Origin of the sequence: Streptomyces sp. ME19-01-6 (assembly GCF_033793745.1) — a bacterium.
In the GTDB taxonomy this organism is placed as follows: domain Bacteria; phylum Actinomycetota; class Actinomycetes; order Streptomycetales; family Streptomycetaceae; genus Streptomyces.
In genome coordinates, this window is record NZ_JARAXF010000004.1 from 560212 (window position 1) to 574588 (window position 14377).

The window sequence follows — 14377 nt, forward strand, 5'->3', positions numbered from 1 at the left end:
GGTGGACGATCGCCCCAGCCAGACCCGTCAGACCTCTTCGACGCTGCTCGGCTCGCGCCGGGACAGGTCGATACCGAGCTCCTCCGCAGCGCGGAAGACGTCCTCGTCGGTGTCGCGCATCTCGATGGACATGCCGTCGGACGACAGCACCTCCACGTTGAGGCACAGGGACTGCATCTCCTTGATGAGGACCTTGAAGGACTCAGGGATGCCGGGCTCGGGGATGTTCTCGCCCTTGACGATGGCCTCGTAGACCTTCACGCGGCCGGTGACGTCGTCGGACTTGATGGTCAGCAGCTCCTGGAGGGCGTACGCGGCGCCGTATGCCTCCAGCGCCCACACCTCCATCTCACCGAAGCGCTGGCCACCGAACTGAGCCTTACCACCCAGCGGCTGCTGGGTGATCATCGAGTACGGACCGGTGGAGCGGGCGTGCAGCTTGTCGTCCACCAGGTGGTGCAGCTTGAGGATGTACATGTAGCCGATCGAGATCGGGTCCGGGAACGGCTCGCCGGAGCGGCCGTCGAACAGCCGGGCCTTACCGGACGACTGGACCAGACGGTCGCCGTCACGGTTCGGGATCGTCGACTCGAAGAGACCGGAGATCTCGTCCTCGCGGGCGCCGTCGAAGACCGGGGTCGCGACGTTGGTGCCGGGGGCCACCTCGTCGGCGCCGATCGCCTTCAGCCGCTGCATCCACTCCTCGGAGCCTTCGACCTTCCAGCCGCGGGAGGCCAGCCAGCCGAGGTGGATCTCCAGGACCTGTCCCGGGTTCATTCGGGACGGGACACCCAGCGGGTTCAGGATGATGTCGACCGGGGTGCCGTCCTCCAGGAACGGCATGTCCTCGACCGGCAGGATCTTGGAGATGACGCCCTTGTTGCCGTGGCGGCCGGCGAGCTTGTCACCGTCGGTGATCTTGCGCTTCTGCGCCACGTAGACGCGGACCAGCTGGTTCACGCCCGGCGGCAGCTCGTCGCCCTCTTCGCGGTCGAAGACGCGGACGCCGATGACCTTGCCGATCTCGCCGTGCGGCACCTTCAGCGAGGTGTCACGGACCTCACGGGCCTTCTCACCGAAGATCGCGCGCAGCAGCCGCTCCTCCGGGGTCAGCTCGGTCTCACCCTTCGGGGTGACCTTGCCGACCAGGATGTCACCGGCCACGACCTCGGCGCCGATGCGGATGATGCCGCGCTCGTCGAGATCGGCCAGGACCTCCTCGGAGACGTTCGGGATGTCCCGGGTGATCTCCTCGGGGCCGAGCTTGGTGTCACGGGCGTCGACCTCGTGCTCCTCGATGTGGATCGAGGAGAGGACGTCGTCCTGCACCAGGCGCTGGCTGAGGATGATCGCGTCCTCGTAGTTGTGGCCCTCCCACGGCATGAACGCCACGAGCAGGTTCTTGCCGAGCGCCATCTCACCCTCTTGGGTGGACGGGCCGTCGGCCAGCACCTGACCGGCGATCACCCGGGCGCCCTCGTCCACGACCACCTTCTGGTTGAAGGAGGTGCCCTGGTTCGAGCGGGAGAACTTGGCCACGCGGTAGGTGGTGTAGGTGCCGTCGTCGTTGGCCACCGTCACGTAGTCGGCGGAGACCTCCTGGACGACACCGTCCTTCTCGGCCTTGATGACGTCGCCGGCGTCGACCGCGCAGCGGTACTCCATGCCGGTGCCGACCAGCGGGGACTCCGCCTTGATCAGCGGCACGGCCTGGCGCATCATGTTCGATCCCATGAGCGCGCGGTTGGCGTCGTCGTGCTCGAGGAACGGGATCATCGCGGTCGCGACCGACACCATCTGGCGCGGCGAGACGTCCATGTAGTCGACGTCGTCGCCCGGGATGTAGTCGACCTCGCCGCCACGGCGGCGGACCAGGACGCGGTTCTCGGCGAAGTGCAGGTCGTTCGTCAGCGGGGCGTTGGCCTGCGCGATGACGAAGCGGTCCTCTTCGTCGGCCGTCAGGTAGTCGACGTCATCGGTGACGACACCGTCGACGACCTTGCGGTACGGGGTCTCGATGAAACCGAACGCGTTGACCCGGCCGTACGAGGCGAGCGAGCCGATCAGACCGATGTTCGGGCCTTCGGGCGTCTCGATCGGGCACATGCGGCCGTAGTGCGACGGGTGCACGTCTCGGACCTCGAAGCCCGCCCGCTCACGGGAGAGACCACCGGGGCCGAGGGCGTTGAGACGACGCTTGTGGGTCAGACCCGACAGCGGGTTCGTCTGGTCCATGAACTGCGACAGCTGGCTGGTGCCGAAGAACTCCTTGATGGAGGCGACGACCGGCCGGATGTTGATCAGGGTCTGCGGCGTGATCGCCTCGACGTCCTGAGTCGTCATGCGCTCACGGACGACGCGCTCCATACGGGCCAGACCCGTGCGGACCTGGTTCTGGATCAGCTCGCCGACGTTACGGATGCGGCGGTTGCCGAAGTGGTCGATGTCGTCGGTCTCGACGACGATCGTCTGGCCGTTCTCGGCGACCGTCTCGGTCTCACCGGCGTGCAGCTTCACCAGGTACTTGATCGAGGCGATGACGTCCTCGACCGTCAGGACGCCCGCGTCCAGCGGAGCGGCCGAACCCAGCTTCTTGTTGACCTTGTAGCGGCCGACCTTCGCGAGGTCGTAGCGCTTCGGGTTGAAGTAGAGGTTCTCCAGCAGCGTCTGCGCGGCCTCACGCGTCGGGGGCTCGCCCGGGCGCAGCTTGCGGTAGATGTCGAGCAGCGCGTCGTCCTGGCCCTGGGTGTGGTCCTTCTCCAGGGTGGCGCGCATGGACTCGTACTCGCCGAACTCCTCCAGGATCTGCTCGGTCGTCCAGCCGAGCGCCTTCAGGAGGACGGTGACGGACTGCTTGCGCTTGCGGTCGATGCGCACACCGACCATGTCGCGCTTGTCGATCTCCATCTCCAGCCAGGCACCCCGGGACGGGATGACCTTGACGGAGAAGATGTCCTTGTCGGACGTCTTGTCGATGGAGGAGTCGAAGTAGACGCCCGGCGAGCGGACCAGCTGCGAGACGACGACACGCTCGGTGCCGTTGATGCAGAAGGTGCCCTTGTCGGTCATGAGTGGGAAGTCGCCCATGAAGACCGTCTGGGACTTGATCTCGCCGGTCTCGTTGTTGGTGAACTCGGCGGTGACGAAGAGCGGCGCCGCGTACGTGAAGTCGCGCTCCTTGCACTCGTCGATGGAGTTCTTCGGAGGCTCGAAGCGATGGTCGCGGAAGGCCAGCGACATCGACCCGGAGAAGTCCTCGATCGGGGAGATCTCCTCGAAGATCTCCTCGAGGCCGGACTTGGTGGGGACGTCCTGGCCACTGTCCAGCGCAGCCTCGACGCGAGCCTTCCAGGCGGCATTGCCGAGCAGCCAATCGAAGCTCTCGGTCTGCAGCGCGAGGAGGTTCGGAACCTCGAGGGGCTCCTTGATCTTCGCAAAGGAGATGCGCAGCGGGGCGGTGCTGGCGCCGTTGTTCGTATTGGCAGTCGAGGCGTTGCGCGAGGCGGCCAAGAGGGGGTCCTTCCGAGGGCTCGGACTCACTACGCGCGTGCCGGTCCCAACTCGAGCCATGGAGGAAATCCCTGGTCAGAGAGATTCCCTCGGCCGTGCTCTAAGGTGGGCATGCCCCTGGTGACGGGCAGGAGGCAGCTAACAGGCAGCGCAAAGGGTCAGTGTAGCCACTTGGCACACTGATGTCCAGCTCCGAGTTCCTGAGACCGGCAGCGCCAATCTCTCCCTCCGGTGAGGGGGCCCTCCCCCTCGTTGTCTTCTCTATGTTTTCGAACGCCTGCAGCCACCCATGCGCCTCAAGCGCATATCGATACTGCCCGCTTCGCCGCCGATCCATGCCTCGGACTCGGATCGGTGTGACGTCGCGTCCTGAGAATTGCGCGCTGCGTGCCGTTCGTCAAGGCCCCCCACTCCGGCGAGATCGTCACAGGGCGTGGCGACAGGCAACGAAGATCACCATACCCTCAGGGACCGACAAGGCAACGCAGCCGTCGCGGGAGCGCCGAAGGGCGACCACCCCAACGGGTGATCGCCCTTACGGAACGGAGCGGGTCAGCGGGGTCCGCAGGGCCCCTGAACCCCTCGGGTCACTTGACCTCGACGGAGGCGCCGGCGCCCTTGAGGGACTCGGCGGCCTTCTCGGCCTGCTCCTTGTTGACCTTCTCCAGGACCGGCTTCGGGGTGCCGTCGACGAGGTCCTTGGCCTCCTTCAGACCCAGCGAGGTCAGCTCACGCACGACCTTGATGACCTGGATCTTCTTCTCGCCGGCGCCGGTGAGGATGACGTCGAACTCGTCCTGCTCCTCGGCGGCCTCGGCCGGGGCGCCCGGGACACCCGCGGCGACGGCGACGGCGGCCGGGGCCGCGGCGGTGACGTCGAACTTCTCCTCGAAGAGCTTCACGAACTCGGAGAGCTCGATGAGGGTCATCTCCTCGAACTGCGCGAGCAGGTCTTCCTGGCTGAGCTTCGCCATGATGGCGGTCCTTCCACTAAATCGGCTGGTGCCGGATGTACATGTCGGCGGGCACGGGCCCGCTGGGCAGCGGGAGAGTTACTCCGCGGCCTCGGCGGGAGCCGGCTCGCCGGCACCGCCCTGCTCTTCCTTCTTGACGCGAAGCGCCTCCGCGGTGCGGACGAACTTCGAGGGGAGCGCCTGGAAGAGCGCCGCAGCCTGGGACTGCTTGCCCTTCATGGCGCCCGCCAGCTTGGCGAGCAGCACCTCGCGGGACTCGAGGTCCGCGAGCTTCTTGATCTCGTCAGCGGAGAGCGACTTGCCGTCAAGGACGCCGCCCTTGATGACGAGCGCGGGGTTCTCCTTGGCGAAGTCACGAAGACCCTTCGCCGCCTCGACCGGGTCACCGGTCACGAAGGCGACGGCCGACGAACCCGCGAACAGGTCGTCGAGCGTGGTGATCCCGGCCTCGTTGGCCGCGATCTTGGTCAGCGTGTTCTTCACCACACGGTACTGAGCGTTCTCACCGAGCGAACGGCGCAGCTCCTTGAGCTGCGCGACGGTGAGACCGGTGTACGCGGTCACAACAGCAGCGTTGGAGTTACGGAACTTGTCCGTCATCTCCTCGACGGCCGCGACCTTGTCAGGCCTCGCCATGAGCCTCGGCCTCCTTCCGGGTGATGAGGACCGCATCGGCCGGGAAAGGAGGCTGAACAAAACGAAACGCCCCGGCGCAGGCGCTCGGGGCGTAACTCGACCTAACGGGCTCACGGCCCGATCGGGAGTCCATCCACAATCACCTGCGCAGGTCGTCCGCAGCTAGCGGATCCTTACGCCGCCGCACCCCTTGCGGGAGCACAGCAGCGACCAGCGGTCTTTGGCTTCTGTGGAAGACTACGCGAACGGGCCGTGGCCAGGCAAATCGGCTCTGGGGCCAGGTCGGCTACTGCTGCTTGAGGGCGTCCTCGAAGTTCATGGTGTCCGAGGCGGGCGGCTCCTCGACCGTGACCTTGGTGCCGTAGTCCGAGTAGTAGACCGTCGAGTCGTACTTCCCGTTGTTGCTGTCGGCCTGCTCCCGCTTCTTGACCAGCAGGTTGTCACCGTCGATCCACAGGTCGATGGTCTCGGTCTCCATGCCGGAGGTCTCCAGCTGCTTCTGCAGCGCCGTGAGGTCGCTCTCGGAGAGGTCCTTGGACTGCATCTTGGCCAGCTCCGAGACCTGCACGGTGCCGGTGTAGTGGGTCGCCTTGACGCCCTTGACCGACTCCGAGCCCACGCTCTTGACCTTGCCGGTGGCGATCAGCAGCTGCACCGAGCGCGCCGGGTCGGTGTTCTGCATCTGGTCCTTGAGGAACTCACCGGAGGCGCCGGCCTGCTTGGCCAGGGTGTCGTAGTCGTACTTCATCCAGTGCTTGCCGCCGGCCTGCGCTGCGAACTCGGAGCCCAGGTTCATGAACATCGCGTCGGGCGTGTAGCGCGCCTCCATGGGCTTGCCCGCCAGCGGCGAGTTCTGGACCGATCCGCCCTTCTGCGTGATGGTCATGTTGGCGCGCATGCCGTTCGCCCAGTCCATCGCGCCGGACATGGTCGAGTTCTGTGCACCCATCTGCGTGGTGCCCTCGACCTTGGCCGAGTGCTGCTGGTCCGTCTGCTGCGAGGCGAGCTTCAGCGCGGCCAGCGGGCTGCCCACCGACTCGGCGGCCTTGTCGGACTTGTCACCGCCCTTGTTGCTGTCGGCCTTGTCGCTCCCGCAGGCGGTGAGACCGGCGACCAGGACCACACCACTGAGCACCGCCGCACATCGAGCAGCGAAACGAGTACCGCGCACAGGTCCCCCTATGTCTTTGCTTCTTATTTATCTTTTACGACTGCTGAGACTGTATCTGAGGGGACGCCCAACGCGATGAGCCGGGTTCCCGTCCTCCTCAGGGAGGCATGGAAACCCGGCTCACAGACGTTGAGCGCCGCCTCATACGGCACTCAGGGCACTCTCAGAACACGTGTCTGGACGTGCTCAGACGGCCTCTTCCTCGACCAGCAGGTTGCGGGTGCGGTTGGCGTCCAGCGGGATGCCAGGACCCATCGTGGTGGTCAGGGTCGCCTTCTTGATGTAGCGGCCCTTGGCGGCGGACGGCTTGAGACGGTTGATCTCCTCGAGCGCCGCGGCGTAGTTCTCCACCAGCTTGGCCTCGTCGAAGGAGACCTTGCCGATGATGAAGTGCAGGTTCGAGTGCTTGTCGACGCGGAACTCGATCTTGCCGCCCTTGATGTCGGTGACGGCCTTGGCCACGTCGGGGGTGACGGTGCCGGTCTTCGGGTTCGGCATCAGACCACGCGGACCGAGCACCCGGCCCAGGCGGCCGACCTTGCCCATGAGGTCCGGGGTGGCGACGACGGCGTCGAAGTCCAGCCGGCCCTTGGAAACCTCGTCGATGAGCTCGTCGGAGCCGACGATGTCGGCGCCGGCGGCCTCCGCGGCCGCAGCACGGTCACCGGTCGCGAAGACCAGGACCCGGGCGGTCTTACCGGTGCCGTGCGGAAGGTTCACGGTGCCGCGGACCATCTGGTCGGCCTTGCGCGGGTCGACACCCAGGCGCATGGCGACCTCAACGGTGGCGTCGAACTTGCTCGTGGTGGTCTCCTTGGCGAGCCGGACCGCCTCGAGCGGGGGGTACACGCGCTCCCGGTCGATCTTGGCGTCCGCGCTGCGGAAAGTCTTGCTGCGCTTCACTGCTGCTCCTGATGGATTCGTATGGAGTCGTGGTCCGGGCCGCGCCTGGCCCTGCCACGGTGGTGCTGCGGGAGTGTCAGCCCTCGACCGTGATGCCCATGGAGCGGGCGGTGCCGGCGATGATCTTCTCGGCGGCGTCCAGGTCGTTGGCGTTCAGGTCGGGCATCTTGGTGGTGGCGATGTCGCGGACCTGGTCGCGGGTGATCTTGGCGACCTTGGTCTTGTGCGGCTCACCGGAGCCCTTCTCCACACCCGCGGCCTTGAGGATCAGCTTGGCGGCCGGCGGAGTCTTGGTCACGAAGGTGAAGGAACGGTCCTCGTAGACCGTGATCTCCACCGGCACGACCATGCCACGCTGCGACTCGGTCGCGGCGTTGTAGGCCTTGCAGAACTCCATGATGTTGACGCCGTGCTGACCCAGCGCGGGGCCGACCGGCGGGGCCGGGTTCGCGGCGCCGGCCTGGATCTGGAGCTTGATCAGCCCCGTGACCTTCTTCTTCTTGGGAGGCATGCTCTCTCCGGGTCTTAGTGAGAGGTGGTTCGCCTCCGAACCGGATCGTCCGGATGGAGGCATACCGCACAACGATAACGGGTATACCTGTGCGGCCTAAAACCGAGCAGGTCAGACCGGCCGCGAAGCCCGTCTGACCTGATCGGAAGGTTGCGTAGGGTCAGTTCTTCTGGATCTGGTCGAAGCTCAGCTCGACCGGGGTCTCCCGGCCGAAGATCTCCACCAGGCCCTTGACCTTCTTCGAGTCGGCGTTGATCTCGTTGATCGTCGCCTGCAGCGTCGCGAAGGGGCCGTCGGTGACCGTGACCGAGTCGCCCACCTCGAAGTCCAGGACCTGGACCTCGACCTTGCGGCTCGGCGCCGGCAGGCCCGCCTCCTCGGCGGCGGCCTTGGCGGCCTTCTCCTCGGCCTCCGGGGCGAGCATCTTGACGATCTCGTCCAGGGTCAGCGGGTACGGGTCGTACGCGTTGCCCACGAAGCCGGTGACGCCCGGGGTGTTGCGGACCACGCCCCAGGACTCGTTCGTCAGGTCCATGCGCACCAGCACATAGCCGGGGAGCTTGTTCTGGCGCACGGTGCGGCGGTCGCCGTTCTTGATCTGGACGACCTCTTCCTGCGGCACCTCGGCCTGGAAGATGTAGTCCTCGACGTTCAGCGAGACTGCGCGCTGCTCGAGGTTGGTCTTCACGCGGTTCTCGTACCCCGCGTAGGTGTGGATGACGTACCACTCGCCGGGGAGGGTACGCAGCTCCTCGCGCAGGGCCTCGACCGGGTCGACCGCGACCTCTTCTTCAGCCTCTTCGGCCTCTTCTGCGTCGGCGTCGGCAGCATCCCCGGCCCCCAGGACAGCGGCCTCGTCCTCGACGCGGACCGCATCCTTCTCGGCCGGCTCTCCCGCCTCAGCCTCCGCAGCCTCGGCCTGGTCCTCATCGGCAGCCTCGATGATGTCGAGCTCGTCCTCGGCGGACTCGACGGCCTCGGCGGCCTCGTTCAGGTTCGGGTCAGACACGGTGGCTGCTTCTTCCTGGCTTCAAGAGGGGTGGAACGTGCGAAGGGGCAACTTGAGACAGCGCCACCCTTCGGGATCAGCCAAAGACGTACTTGATGGCTTGGTTGAACCCATAGTCAATCACGGTAACGATGCCGATCATGATGAGCACAAAGACGATCACCACAGTGGTGTACGTCGACAGCTGGCCACGTGTGGGCCACACGACCTTGCGCAGCTCAGCAACGATCTGGCGATAAAAGAGCGCGAGCCTGCCGAAGGGCCCCTTCTTGGCGCGCTTGCCACCACGGCGGCTCTTCTTGGCCGCCACCTCGTCTTCGGGACGACCGCTTTCAGGCGTCGCGGTGGAGCCAAGGGCTTCCGTCACTACGTCCTCACCTGAATCCGGATCGTGGCCGTGCCGCGTCCGGCTCGGCCGCACAGCGATGTATTTCAGTACACGCGCACGCACCTTGATAAACGTGCGTGTAGCAGGGCCGGAGGGACTTGAACCCCCAACCGCTGGTTTTGGAGACCAGTGCTCTACCAATTGAGCTACGACCCTTTGCGGCTCCACCCAACCTACCGCATCCACCCGGCTCCATGGAGTACGCGAGGCGAAACGGCTGTTGAGCGGCCAACGACGGATGAGTGTACGTGGTTGAGGGCCGGGCGTCGAACGAGAAGCGCCCATGGCGCCCGGAACGGCCTGGGGGCCGTGCCGGGCGTCGCGACACCGATCCCTGCCGACCCCCAGGCCGTAAACCCGCGTGCCGCGGTATTCGGCGGTCTGGGACGATGCACATATGACCGCTGCTACCCCTCCTGCACAGTCCCCGACAGAGCGCCGTGTCTCCGCCCGTATCGGAGCCATTTCCGAGTCCGCCACGCTCGCCGTCGACGCCAAGGCCAAGGCCCTCAAGGCCGCCGGGCGTCCGGTGATCGGCTTCGGCGCGGGCGAGCCCGACTTCCCCACGCCCGACTACATCGTCGAGGCCGCCGTGGAGGCCTGCCGCAACCCGAAGTACCACCGCTACACCCCGGCCGGCGGGCTGCCCGAGCTCAAGGCCGCGATCGCCGCGAAGACGCTGCGCGACAGCGGCTACGAGGTCGAGGCGGCGCAGGTCCTGGTGACCAACGGCGGCAAGCAGGCGATCTACGAGGCGTTCGCGGCGATCCTGGACCCGGGCGACGAGGTCATCGTCCCCGCCCCGTACTGGACCACCTACCCCGAGTCGATCCGGCTCGCGGGCGGCGTCCCGGTCGACGTCGTCGCCGACGAGACCACCGGCTACCGGGTCTCCGTGGAGCAGCTCGAGGCCGCCCGCACCGAGCGCACCAAGGTGGTGCTCTTCGTCTCCCCGTCCAACCCCACCGGCGCCGTCTACTCGCGCGAGCAGGTCGAGGCGATCGGGCGCTGGGCGGCCGAGCACGGGCTGTGGGTGCTCACCGACGAGATCTACGAGCACCTGGTGTACGGGGACGCGGAATTCCACTCGCTGCCGGTGGTGGTGCCCGAGCTGCGGGACAAGTGCATCGTGGTCAACGGCGTGGCGAAGACGTACGCCATGACCGGCTGGCGGGTGGGCTGGGTCATCGGCCCGAAGGACGTCGTCAAGGCCGCGACCAACCTGCAGTCGCACGCCACGTCCAACGTGAGCAATGTCGCACAGGCCGCCGCCGTGGCCGCCGTCGCGGGCGATCTGGACGCCGTGGCCGCGATGCGCGAGGCGTTCGACCGCCGCCGCCGCACCATCGTGCGGATGCTGAACGAGATCGACGGCGTGGAGTGCCCCGAGCCCGAGGGCGCCTTCTACGCCTACCCGTCGGTGAAGGCCCTGATCGGCAAGGAGATCCGCGGCAAGCGGCCGCAGAGCTCCGTGGAGCTGGCCGAGCTGATCCTGGAGGAGGCCGAGGTCGCGGTCGTCCCTGGCGAGGCCTTCGGCACCCCGGGCTACCTGCGGCTCTCGTACGCGCTCGGCGACGAGGACCTGGTCGAGGGGGTCTCCCGGCTGCAGAAGCTGCTGGGCGAGGCGCGCGACTGATTTCGCGCCCTCCCCCATCGACGCGGGCGCTCGGCGATGGCCGGGCGCCCGCGGTCGTACCAGCGGCCATGGGCGCGGTCACAGGCGCCCGCGGCCCTTTACGCCCGCATTCATGTGCGGGCAAGCCCCCGTTCGGCGAAAGCGGTACCGGCGCGCCCCGGGCTGGGGCAGGATCTCCAGATGGCACGTGACGTACATCTGCTCCCCAAAGCGCATCTGCACCTCCACTTCACCGGCTCGATGCGCCCCGCCACGCTGCTCGAGCTCGCCGACAAGTACGGCGTCCACCTCCCGGAAGCGCTCAGGAGCGGCGAGCCCCCCAAGCTGCGCGCCACCGACGAGCGCGGCTGGTTCCGGTTCCAGCGGCTGTACGACATCGCGCGGTCCTGCCTGCGCGAGCCCGAGGACATCCAGCGGCTGGTGCGCGAGACCGCCGAGGAGGACGTACGGGACGGCGCCGGGTGGCTGGAGATCCAGGTCGACCCCACCTCGTACGCGCCGCGTCTTGGCGGCCTGATCCCGGCGCTGGAGATCATCCTGGACGCCGTGGAGACCGCCTCCCGGGACACCGGGCTCGGGATGCGCGTGCTGGTCGCCGCCAACCGCATGAAGCACCCCCTGGAGGCGCGCACGCTGGCCCGGCTGGCGGTCCGCTTCGCCGACCGGGGCGTCATCGGCTTCGGCCTCTCCAACGACGAGCGGCGCGGCCTGGCCCGGGACTTCGACCGGGCCTTCGCCATCGCCCGGGACGGCGGCCTGCTGGCGGCGCCGCACGGCGGCGAGCTGTCGGGCCCGAGCAGCGTCCGCGACTGCCTGGACGACCTCGGCGCGCAGCGGGTGGGCCACGGCGTGCGGGCCGCCGAGGACCCCCGGCTGCTGAGCCGGCTCGCCGAGCGGGGCGTGACCTGCGAGGTGTGCCCGTCCTCGAACGTGGCCCTGGGGGTGTACGAGAAGCCGGAGGACGTGCCGCTGCGCACGCTGTACGACGCCGGGGTACCGATGGCGCTGGGCGCCGACGACCCGTTGCTGTTCGGGTCGCGGCTGGCGGCCCAGTACGAGCTGGCGCGCGAGCACCACGGCTTCACGGACGCCGAGCTGGCCGAGCTGGCCCGGCAGTCCGTCCGCGGCTCGGCGGCCCCGAAGGAGGTGGCCGAGCGGCTGCTCGCCGACATCGACGGCTGGCTGGTGGCCGCCGGGTAGTCGCCGGGTCCGTGCCGTCAGAGGCTGACGCCGACCGTCACCGGCTCGTTCACGAGCGTGACCCCGAACGCGGCCTCGACCCCGGCCACGACCTCGCGGGCGAGCGCGAGCAGGTCCTCGGTCGTGGCGTCGCCCCGGTTGGTCAGGGCGAGCGTGTGCTTGGTGGAGATGCGGGCGGGGCCGGTGCCGTAGCCCTTGGTGAAGCCCGCCTTGTCGATCAGCCATGCGGCGGAGGTCTTGATGCGCCCCTCCCCCGCCGGGTAGGCGGGCGGGGTGACGTCGGGGCCCAGGCGCTCGGCGACGCGGGCCAGGAAGGCGGCGTGGGCGTCCTCGGTCAGGACCGGGTTGGTGAAGAAGGAGCCCGCGGACCAGGTGTCGTGGTCCTGCGGGTCGAGGACCATCCCCTTGCCCGCGCGGAGCCCGAGGACCGTGTCGCGGGCGGTGGCGACGGGCACCCGCTCCCCCACCCCCACGCCGAGGTTGCGGGCGGTCTCCGCGTACTTGACCGGCGCGGACAGGCCGCCCGCGTCCTCCAGCGCGAAGCGCACCCGCAGCACCACATAGCGCTGCGGATCGGCCTTGAAGCGGCTGTGGCGGTAGGCGAAGCCGCAGTCGGCGCTGGGCATGGTCACGACGGCCTCGGCGCGCCGGTCGTAGGCGACGACCTCGGTGATCGTGGCCGAGACCTCCTGGCCGTACGCGCCCACGTTCTGGATCGGGGTCGCCCCCGCGGAGCCGGGGATTCCGGCCAGGCATTCGATCCCGGCGAGACCGGCCCGGACCGTGCGGGCCACGGCGTCCGACCAGTTCTCGCCCGCGGCCAGCTCCAGCCGGCTGCCGTCGAGGGCGAAGCCGCTGGTCGCGATGCGCAGGGCGGTGCCGTCGAAGCCCTTGTCGGCGATGACCAGATTGCTGCCGCCGCCTATCACCAGGAGCGGGGTCCCGGCCGTGTCGGCCTCCCGGACCGCCGCGATCACCTCGTCGTCGGTGGTGGCCGTGAGCAGCCGGCCCGCCGGGCCGCCGAGGCGGAAGGTGGTGAGGGGGGCCAGGGGCGCGTCGTGGAGTTCCTGCACGCGCTCAAGAGTACGGGGGCGCCCCGGCGCGGCCCGGCCTGGCCCCGTGGGGCGCCTCTCGTGCTCTCAAGGGGTCTCGGGGGCCTCAGGCGAGGCGGACGACGGCGCGGGCGCGGCCCAGCACCTTCTGCCCCGCGCTGGTCGCCACGATGTCGACGCGGACCGTACGGGCCTCGTCGTCCAGCTTGGCGGCGACCTTGGCGGTCACCTCGATGGCCGCGCCCTTCTCGTCGTTCGGCACGACGACCGGCTTGGTGAAGCGCACCCCGTACTCCACGACGGCCGCCGGGTCCCCGGCCCAGTCGGTCACCACGCGGCCCGCCTCGGCCATGGTGAACATGCCGTGCGCGATGACGTCGGGGAGGCCGACCTCCTTGGCGAACTTCTCGTTCCAGTGGATCGGGTTGAAGTCCCCCGACGCGCCCGCGTACTGGACGAGGTCGGCGCGGGTCACGGGGAATTCCCGGGCGGGCAGCTCGGTGCCGACCTCGACGTCGTCGTACGAGATCTTGGCTGTCATGTGTCTTCCTTTGCTGCCTGGGCGTCGTCCCGGGCCGCCGCGGGGGCGCCCTGGGCCTCGGCGGCGCGGGCCACGAGGGTCGTGTGGGCGGTCACCACGTGCTCCCCGGCCTCGTCGTGCACCTCGCCGCGGACGGACAGGACGTCATTGCCGGCCAGCGACTTGATCGAGTCGATCGTCGAGGTGACCGTGAGGCGGTCGCCCGCGCGCACCGGGCGGGTGTAGACGAACCTCTGGTCGCCGTGCACCACCCGGCTGTAGTCCAGGCCCAGCTGCGGGTCCTCGATCACCTGTCGCCCGGCGGCCTTGAAGGTGAGCGCGAAAACGAAGGTCGGCGGGGCGATCACATCGGGGTGGTCGAATGCCTTGGCCGCCTCCGGATCGAAGTACACCGGATTGGCGTCGCCGATCGCCTCGGCGAATTCGCGGATCTTCTCCCGGCCGACCTCGTAGGGCGCGGTGGGCGGGTAGGACCGCCCGACGAACGACTGGTCGAGCGCCATCGACTCGGCACCTCCTGCGGTTGATGTTGCTCAGGATGTTGTTGTGGAACGCAACAAGGCCGCCCCCGCAGGTGGGGGCGACCTTGAATACGAACTATGTGATCGTCGCTTTATCGCGTCTCGCGGTGCGCGGTGTGCGCGTTGCAACGCGGGCAGTGCTTCTTCAGCTCAAGACGATCCGGGTCGTTACGCCGATTCTTCTTGGTGATGTAGTTCCGCTCCTTGCACTCCACGCAGGCCAGCGTGATCTTCGGGCGGACGTCGGTGGCAGCCACGTGAGTGCTCCTTGACGAACGGATAGATGAACGCAGAAATAGTAGCCGATCGAAGGACCGACCCCGCA

Annotated in this window: 14 protein-coding genes and 1 tRNA gene; 2 read left to right on the forward strand and 13 right to left on the reverse strand. The window is 68.2% G+C overall.

Features of this window, described 5'->3' with window-relative positions; translation table 11 throughout:
• Positions 1–27: 27 nt before the first annotated feature.
• The 9 genes from rpoB to PV419_RS12630 all read right to left on the reverse strand — a co-directional run bounded on the left by rpoB (position 28) and on the right by PV419_RS12630 (position 9258).
• A complete protein-coding gene (gene rpoB, locus PV419_RS12590) occupies positions 28–3510 on the reverse strand; it encodes a DNA-directed RNA polymerase subunit beta (protein WP_319688046.1) in 3483 nt (1160 codons plus the stop codon).
• A gap of 587 nt (positions 3511–4097) precedes the next feature.
• Positions 4098–4484 carry a 50S ribosomal protein L7/L12 gene (rplL, locus tag PV419_RS12595; protein ID WP_319688047.1) on the reverse strand — a complete coding sequence of 129 codons (387 nt, stop codon included), beginning with the start codon at positions 4482–4484 and terminating at the stop codon, positions 4098–4100.
• A gap of 78 nt (positions 4485–4562) precedes the next feature.
• Complete coding sequence (gene rplJ / locus PV419_RS12600; RefSeq protein WP_319688048.1) at positions 4563–5120, reverse strand: 50S ribosomal protein L10; 558 nt, start codon at positions 5118–5120, stop codon at positions 4563–4565.
• Positions 5121–5406: 286 nt separating this feature from the next.
• A complete protein-coding gene (locus tag PV419_RS12605) occupies positions 5407–6255 on the reverse strand; it encodes a hypothetical protein (RefSeq protein ID WP_319688049.1) in 849 nt (282 codons plus the stop codon).
• 222 nt (positions 6256–6477) lie between these two features.
• Complete coding sequence (rplA, locus tag PV419_RS12610; RefSeq protein WP_319688050.1) at positions 6478–7194, reverse strand: 50S ribosomal protein L1; 717 nt, start codon at positions 7192–7194, stop codon at positions 6478–6480.
• A 76-nt stretch (positions 7195–7270) separates the two neighbouring features.
• Positions 7271–7705, reverse strand: coding sequence for a 50S ribosomal protein L11 (rplK, locus tag PV419_RS12615; RefSeq protein WP_030412999.1), 435 nt, complete (start codon positions 7703–7705; stop codon positions 7271–7273).
• A gap of 160 nt (positions 7706–7865) precedes the next feature.
• Entirely contained in the window at positions 7866–8714 is an 849-nt protein-coding gene (gene nusG / locus PV419_RS12620; RefSeq protein ID WP_319688051.1) for a transcription termination/antitermination protein NusG, read from the reverse strand.
• A gap of 76 nt (positions 8715–8790) precedes the next feature.
• Positions 8791–9165: a preprotein translocase subunit SecE gene (gene secE, locus PV419_RS12625; RefSeq protein ID WP_319688052.1), complete on the reverse strand. Its 375-nt coding sequence runs from the start codon at positions 9163–9165 to the stop codon at positions 8791–8793.
• Positions 9166–9185: 20 nt separating this feature from the next.
• A tRNA-Trp gene (locus PV419_RS12630) sits at positions 9186–9258 on the reverse strand.
• Positions 9259–9499: 241 nt separating this feature from the next.
• Here PV419_RS12630 and PV419_RS12635 point away from each other — a divergent pair.
• Together PV419_RS12635 and PV419_RS12640 are read left to right on the forward strand one after the other, a co-directional pair.
• Entirely contained in the window at positions 9500–10738 is a 1239-nt protein-coding gene (locus PV419_RS12635) for a pyridoxal phosphate-dependent aminotransferase (protein WP_319688053.1), read from the forward strand.
• Between the two features lie 180 nt (positions 10739–10918).
• Complete coding sequence (locus PV419_RS12640; protein WP_319688054.1) at positions 10919–11938, forward strand: adenosine deaminase; 1020 nt, start codon at positions 10919–10921, stop codon at positions 11936–11938.
• Between the two features lie 17 nt (positions 11939–11955).
• Here PV419_RS12640 and PV419_RS12645 read toward each other — a convergent pair whose 3' ends face one another.
• The 4 genes from PV419_RS12645 to rpmG all read right to left on the reverse strand — a co-directional run bounded on the left by PV419_RS12645 (position 11956) and on the right by rpmG (position 14309).
• Complete coding sequence (locus tag PV419_RS12645; RefSeq protein ID WP_319688055.1) at positions 11956–13011, reverse strand: UDP-N-acetylmuramate dehydrogenase; 1056 nt, start codon at positions 13009–13011, stop codon at positions 11956–11958.
• An 85-nt stretch (positions 13012–13096) separates the two neighbouring features.
• Complete coding sequence (locus tag PV419_RS12650) at positions 13097–13531, reverse strand: MaoC family dehydratase (protein WP_319688056.1); 435 nt, start codon at positions 13529–13531, stop codon at positions 13097–13099.
• Positions 13528–14034 (reverse strand): MaoC family dehydratase N-terminal domain-containing protein, encoded by a 507-nt coding sequence (locus PV419_RS12655; RefSeq protein ID WP_319688057.1) that lies wholly within the window; start codon positions 14032–14034, stop codon positions 13528–13530. The genes PV419_RS12650 and PV419_RS12655 overlap by 4 nt, the downstream gene beginning before the upstream one ends.
• 110 nt (positions 14035–14144) lie before the next feature.
• On the reverse strand, positions 14145–14309 hold the full coding sequence (gene rpmG, locus PV419_RS12660; RefSeq protein ID WP_065962933.1) for a 50S ribosomal protein L33: 165 nt from the start codon (positions 14307–14309) through the stop codon (positions 14145–14147).
• Between the last annotated feature and the right edge of the window lie 68 nt (positions 14310–14377).

What these genes read in the sequence shown, in the direction of transcription:
- rplJ (WP_319688048.1), bottom strand. Translation starts at nt 5,120, where the DNA reads ATGGCGAGGCCTGACAAGGTCGCGGCCGTCGAGGAGATGACGGACAAG.
- PV419_RS12640 (WP_319688054.1), top strand. Translation starts at nt 10,919, where the DNA reads ATGGCACGTGACGTACATCTGCTCCCCAAAGCGCATCTGCACCTCCAC.
- PV419_RS12650 (WP_319688056.1), bottom strand. Translation starts at nt 13,531, where the DNA reads ATGACAGCCAAGATCTCGTACGACGACGTCGAGGTCGGCACCGAGCTG.
- PV419_RS12635 (WP_319688053.1), top strand. Translation starts at nt 9,500, where the DNA reads ATGACCGCTGCTACCCCTCCTGCACAGTCCCCGACAGAGCGCCGTGTC.
- PV419_RS12655 (WP_319688057.1), bottom strand. Translation starts at nt 14,034, where the DNA reads ATGGCGCTCGACCAGTCGTTCGTCGGGCGGTCCTACCCGCCCACCGCG.
- rplK (WP_030412999.1), bottom strand. Translation starts at nt 7,705, where the DNA reads ATGCCTCCCAAGAAGAAGAAGGTCACGGGGCTGATCAAGCTCCAGATC.
- rplL (WP_319688047.1), bottom strand. Translation starts at nt 4,484, where the DNA reads ATGGCGAAGCTCAGCCAGGAAGACCTGCTCGCGCAGTTCGAGGAGATG.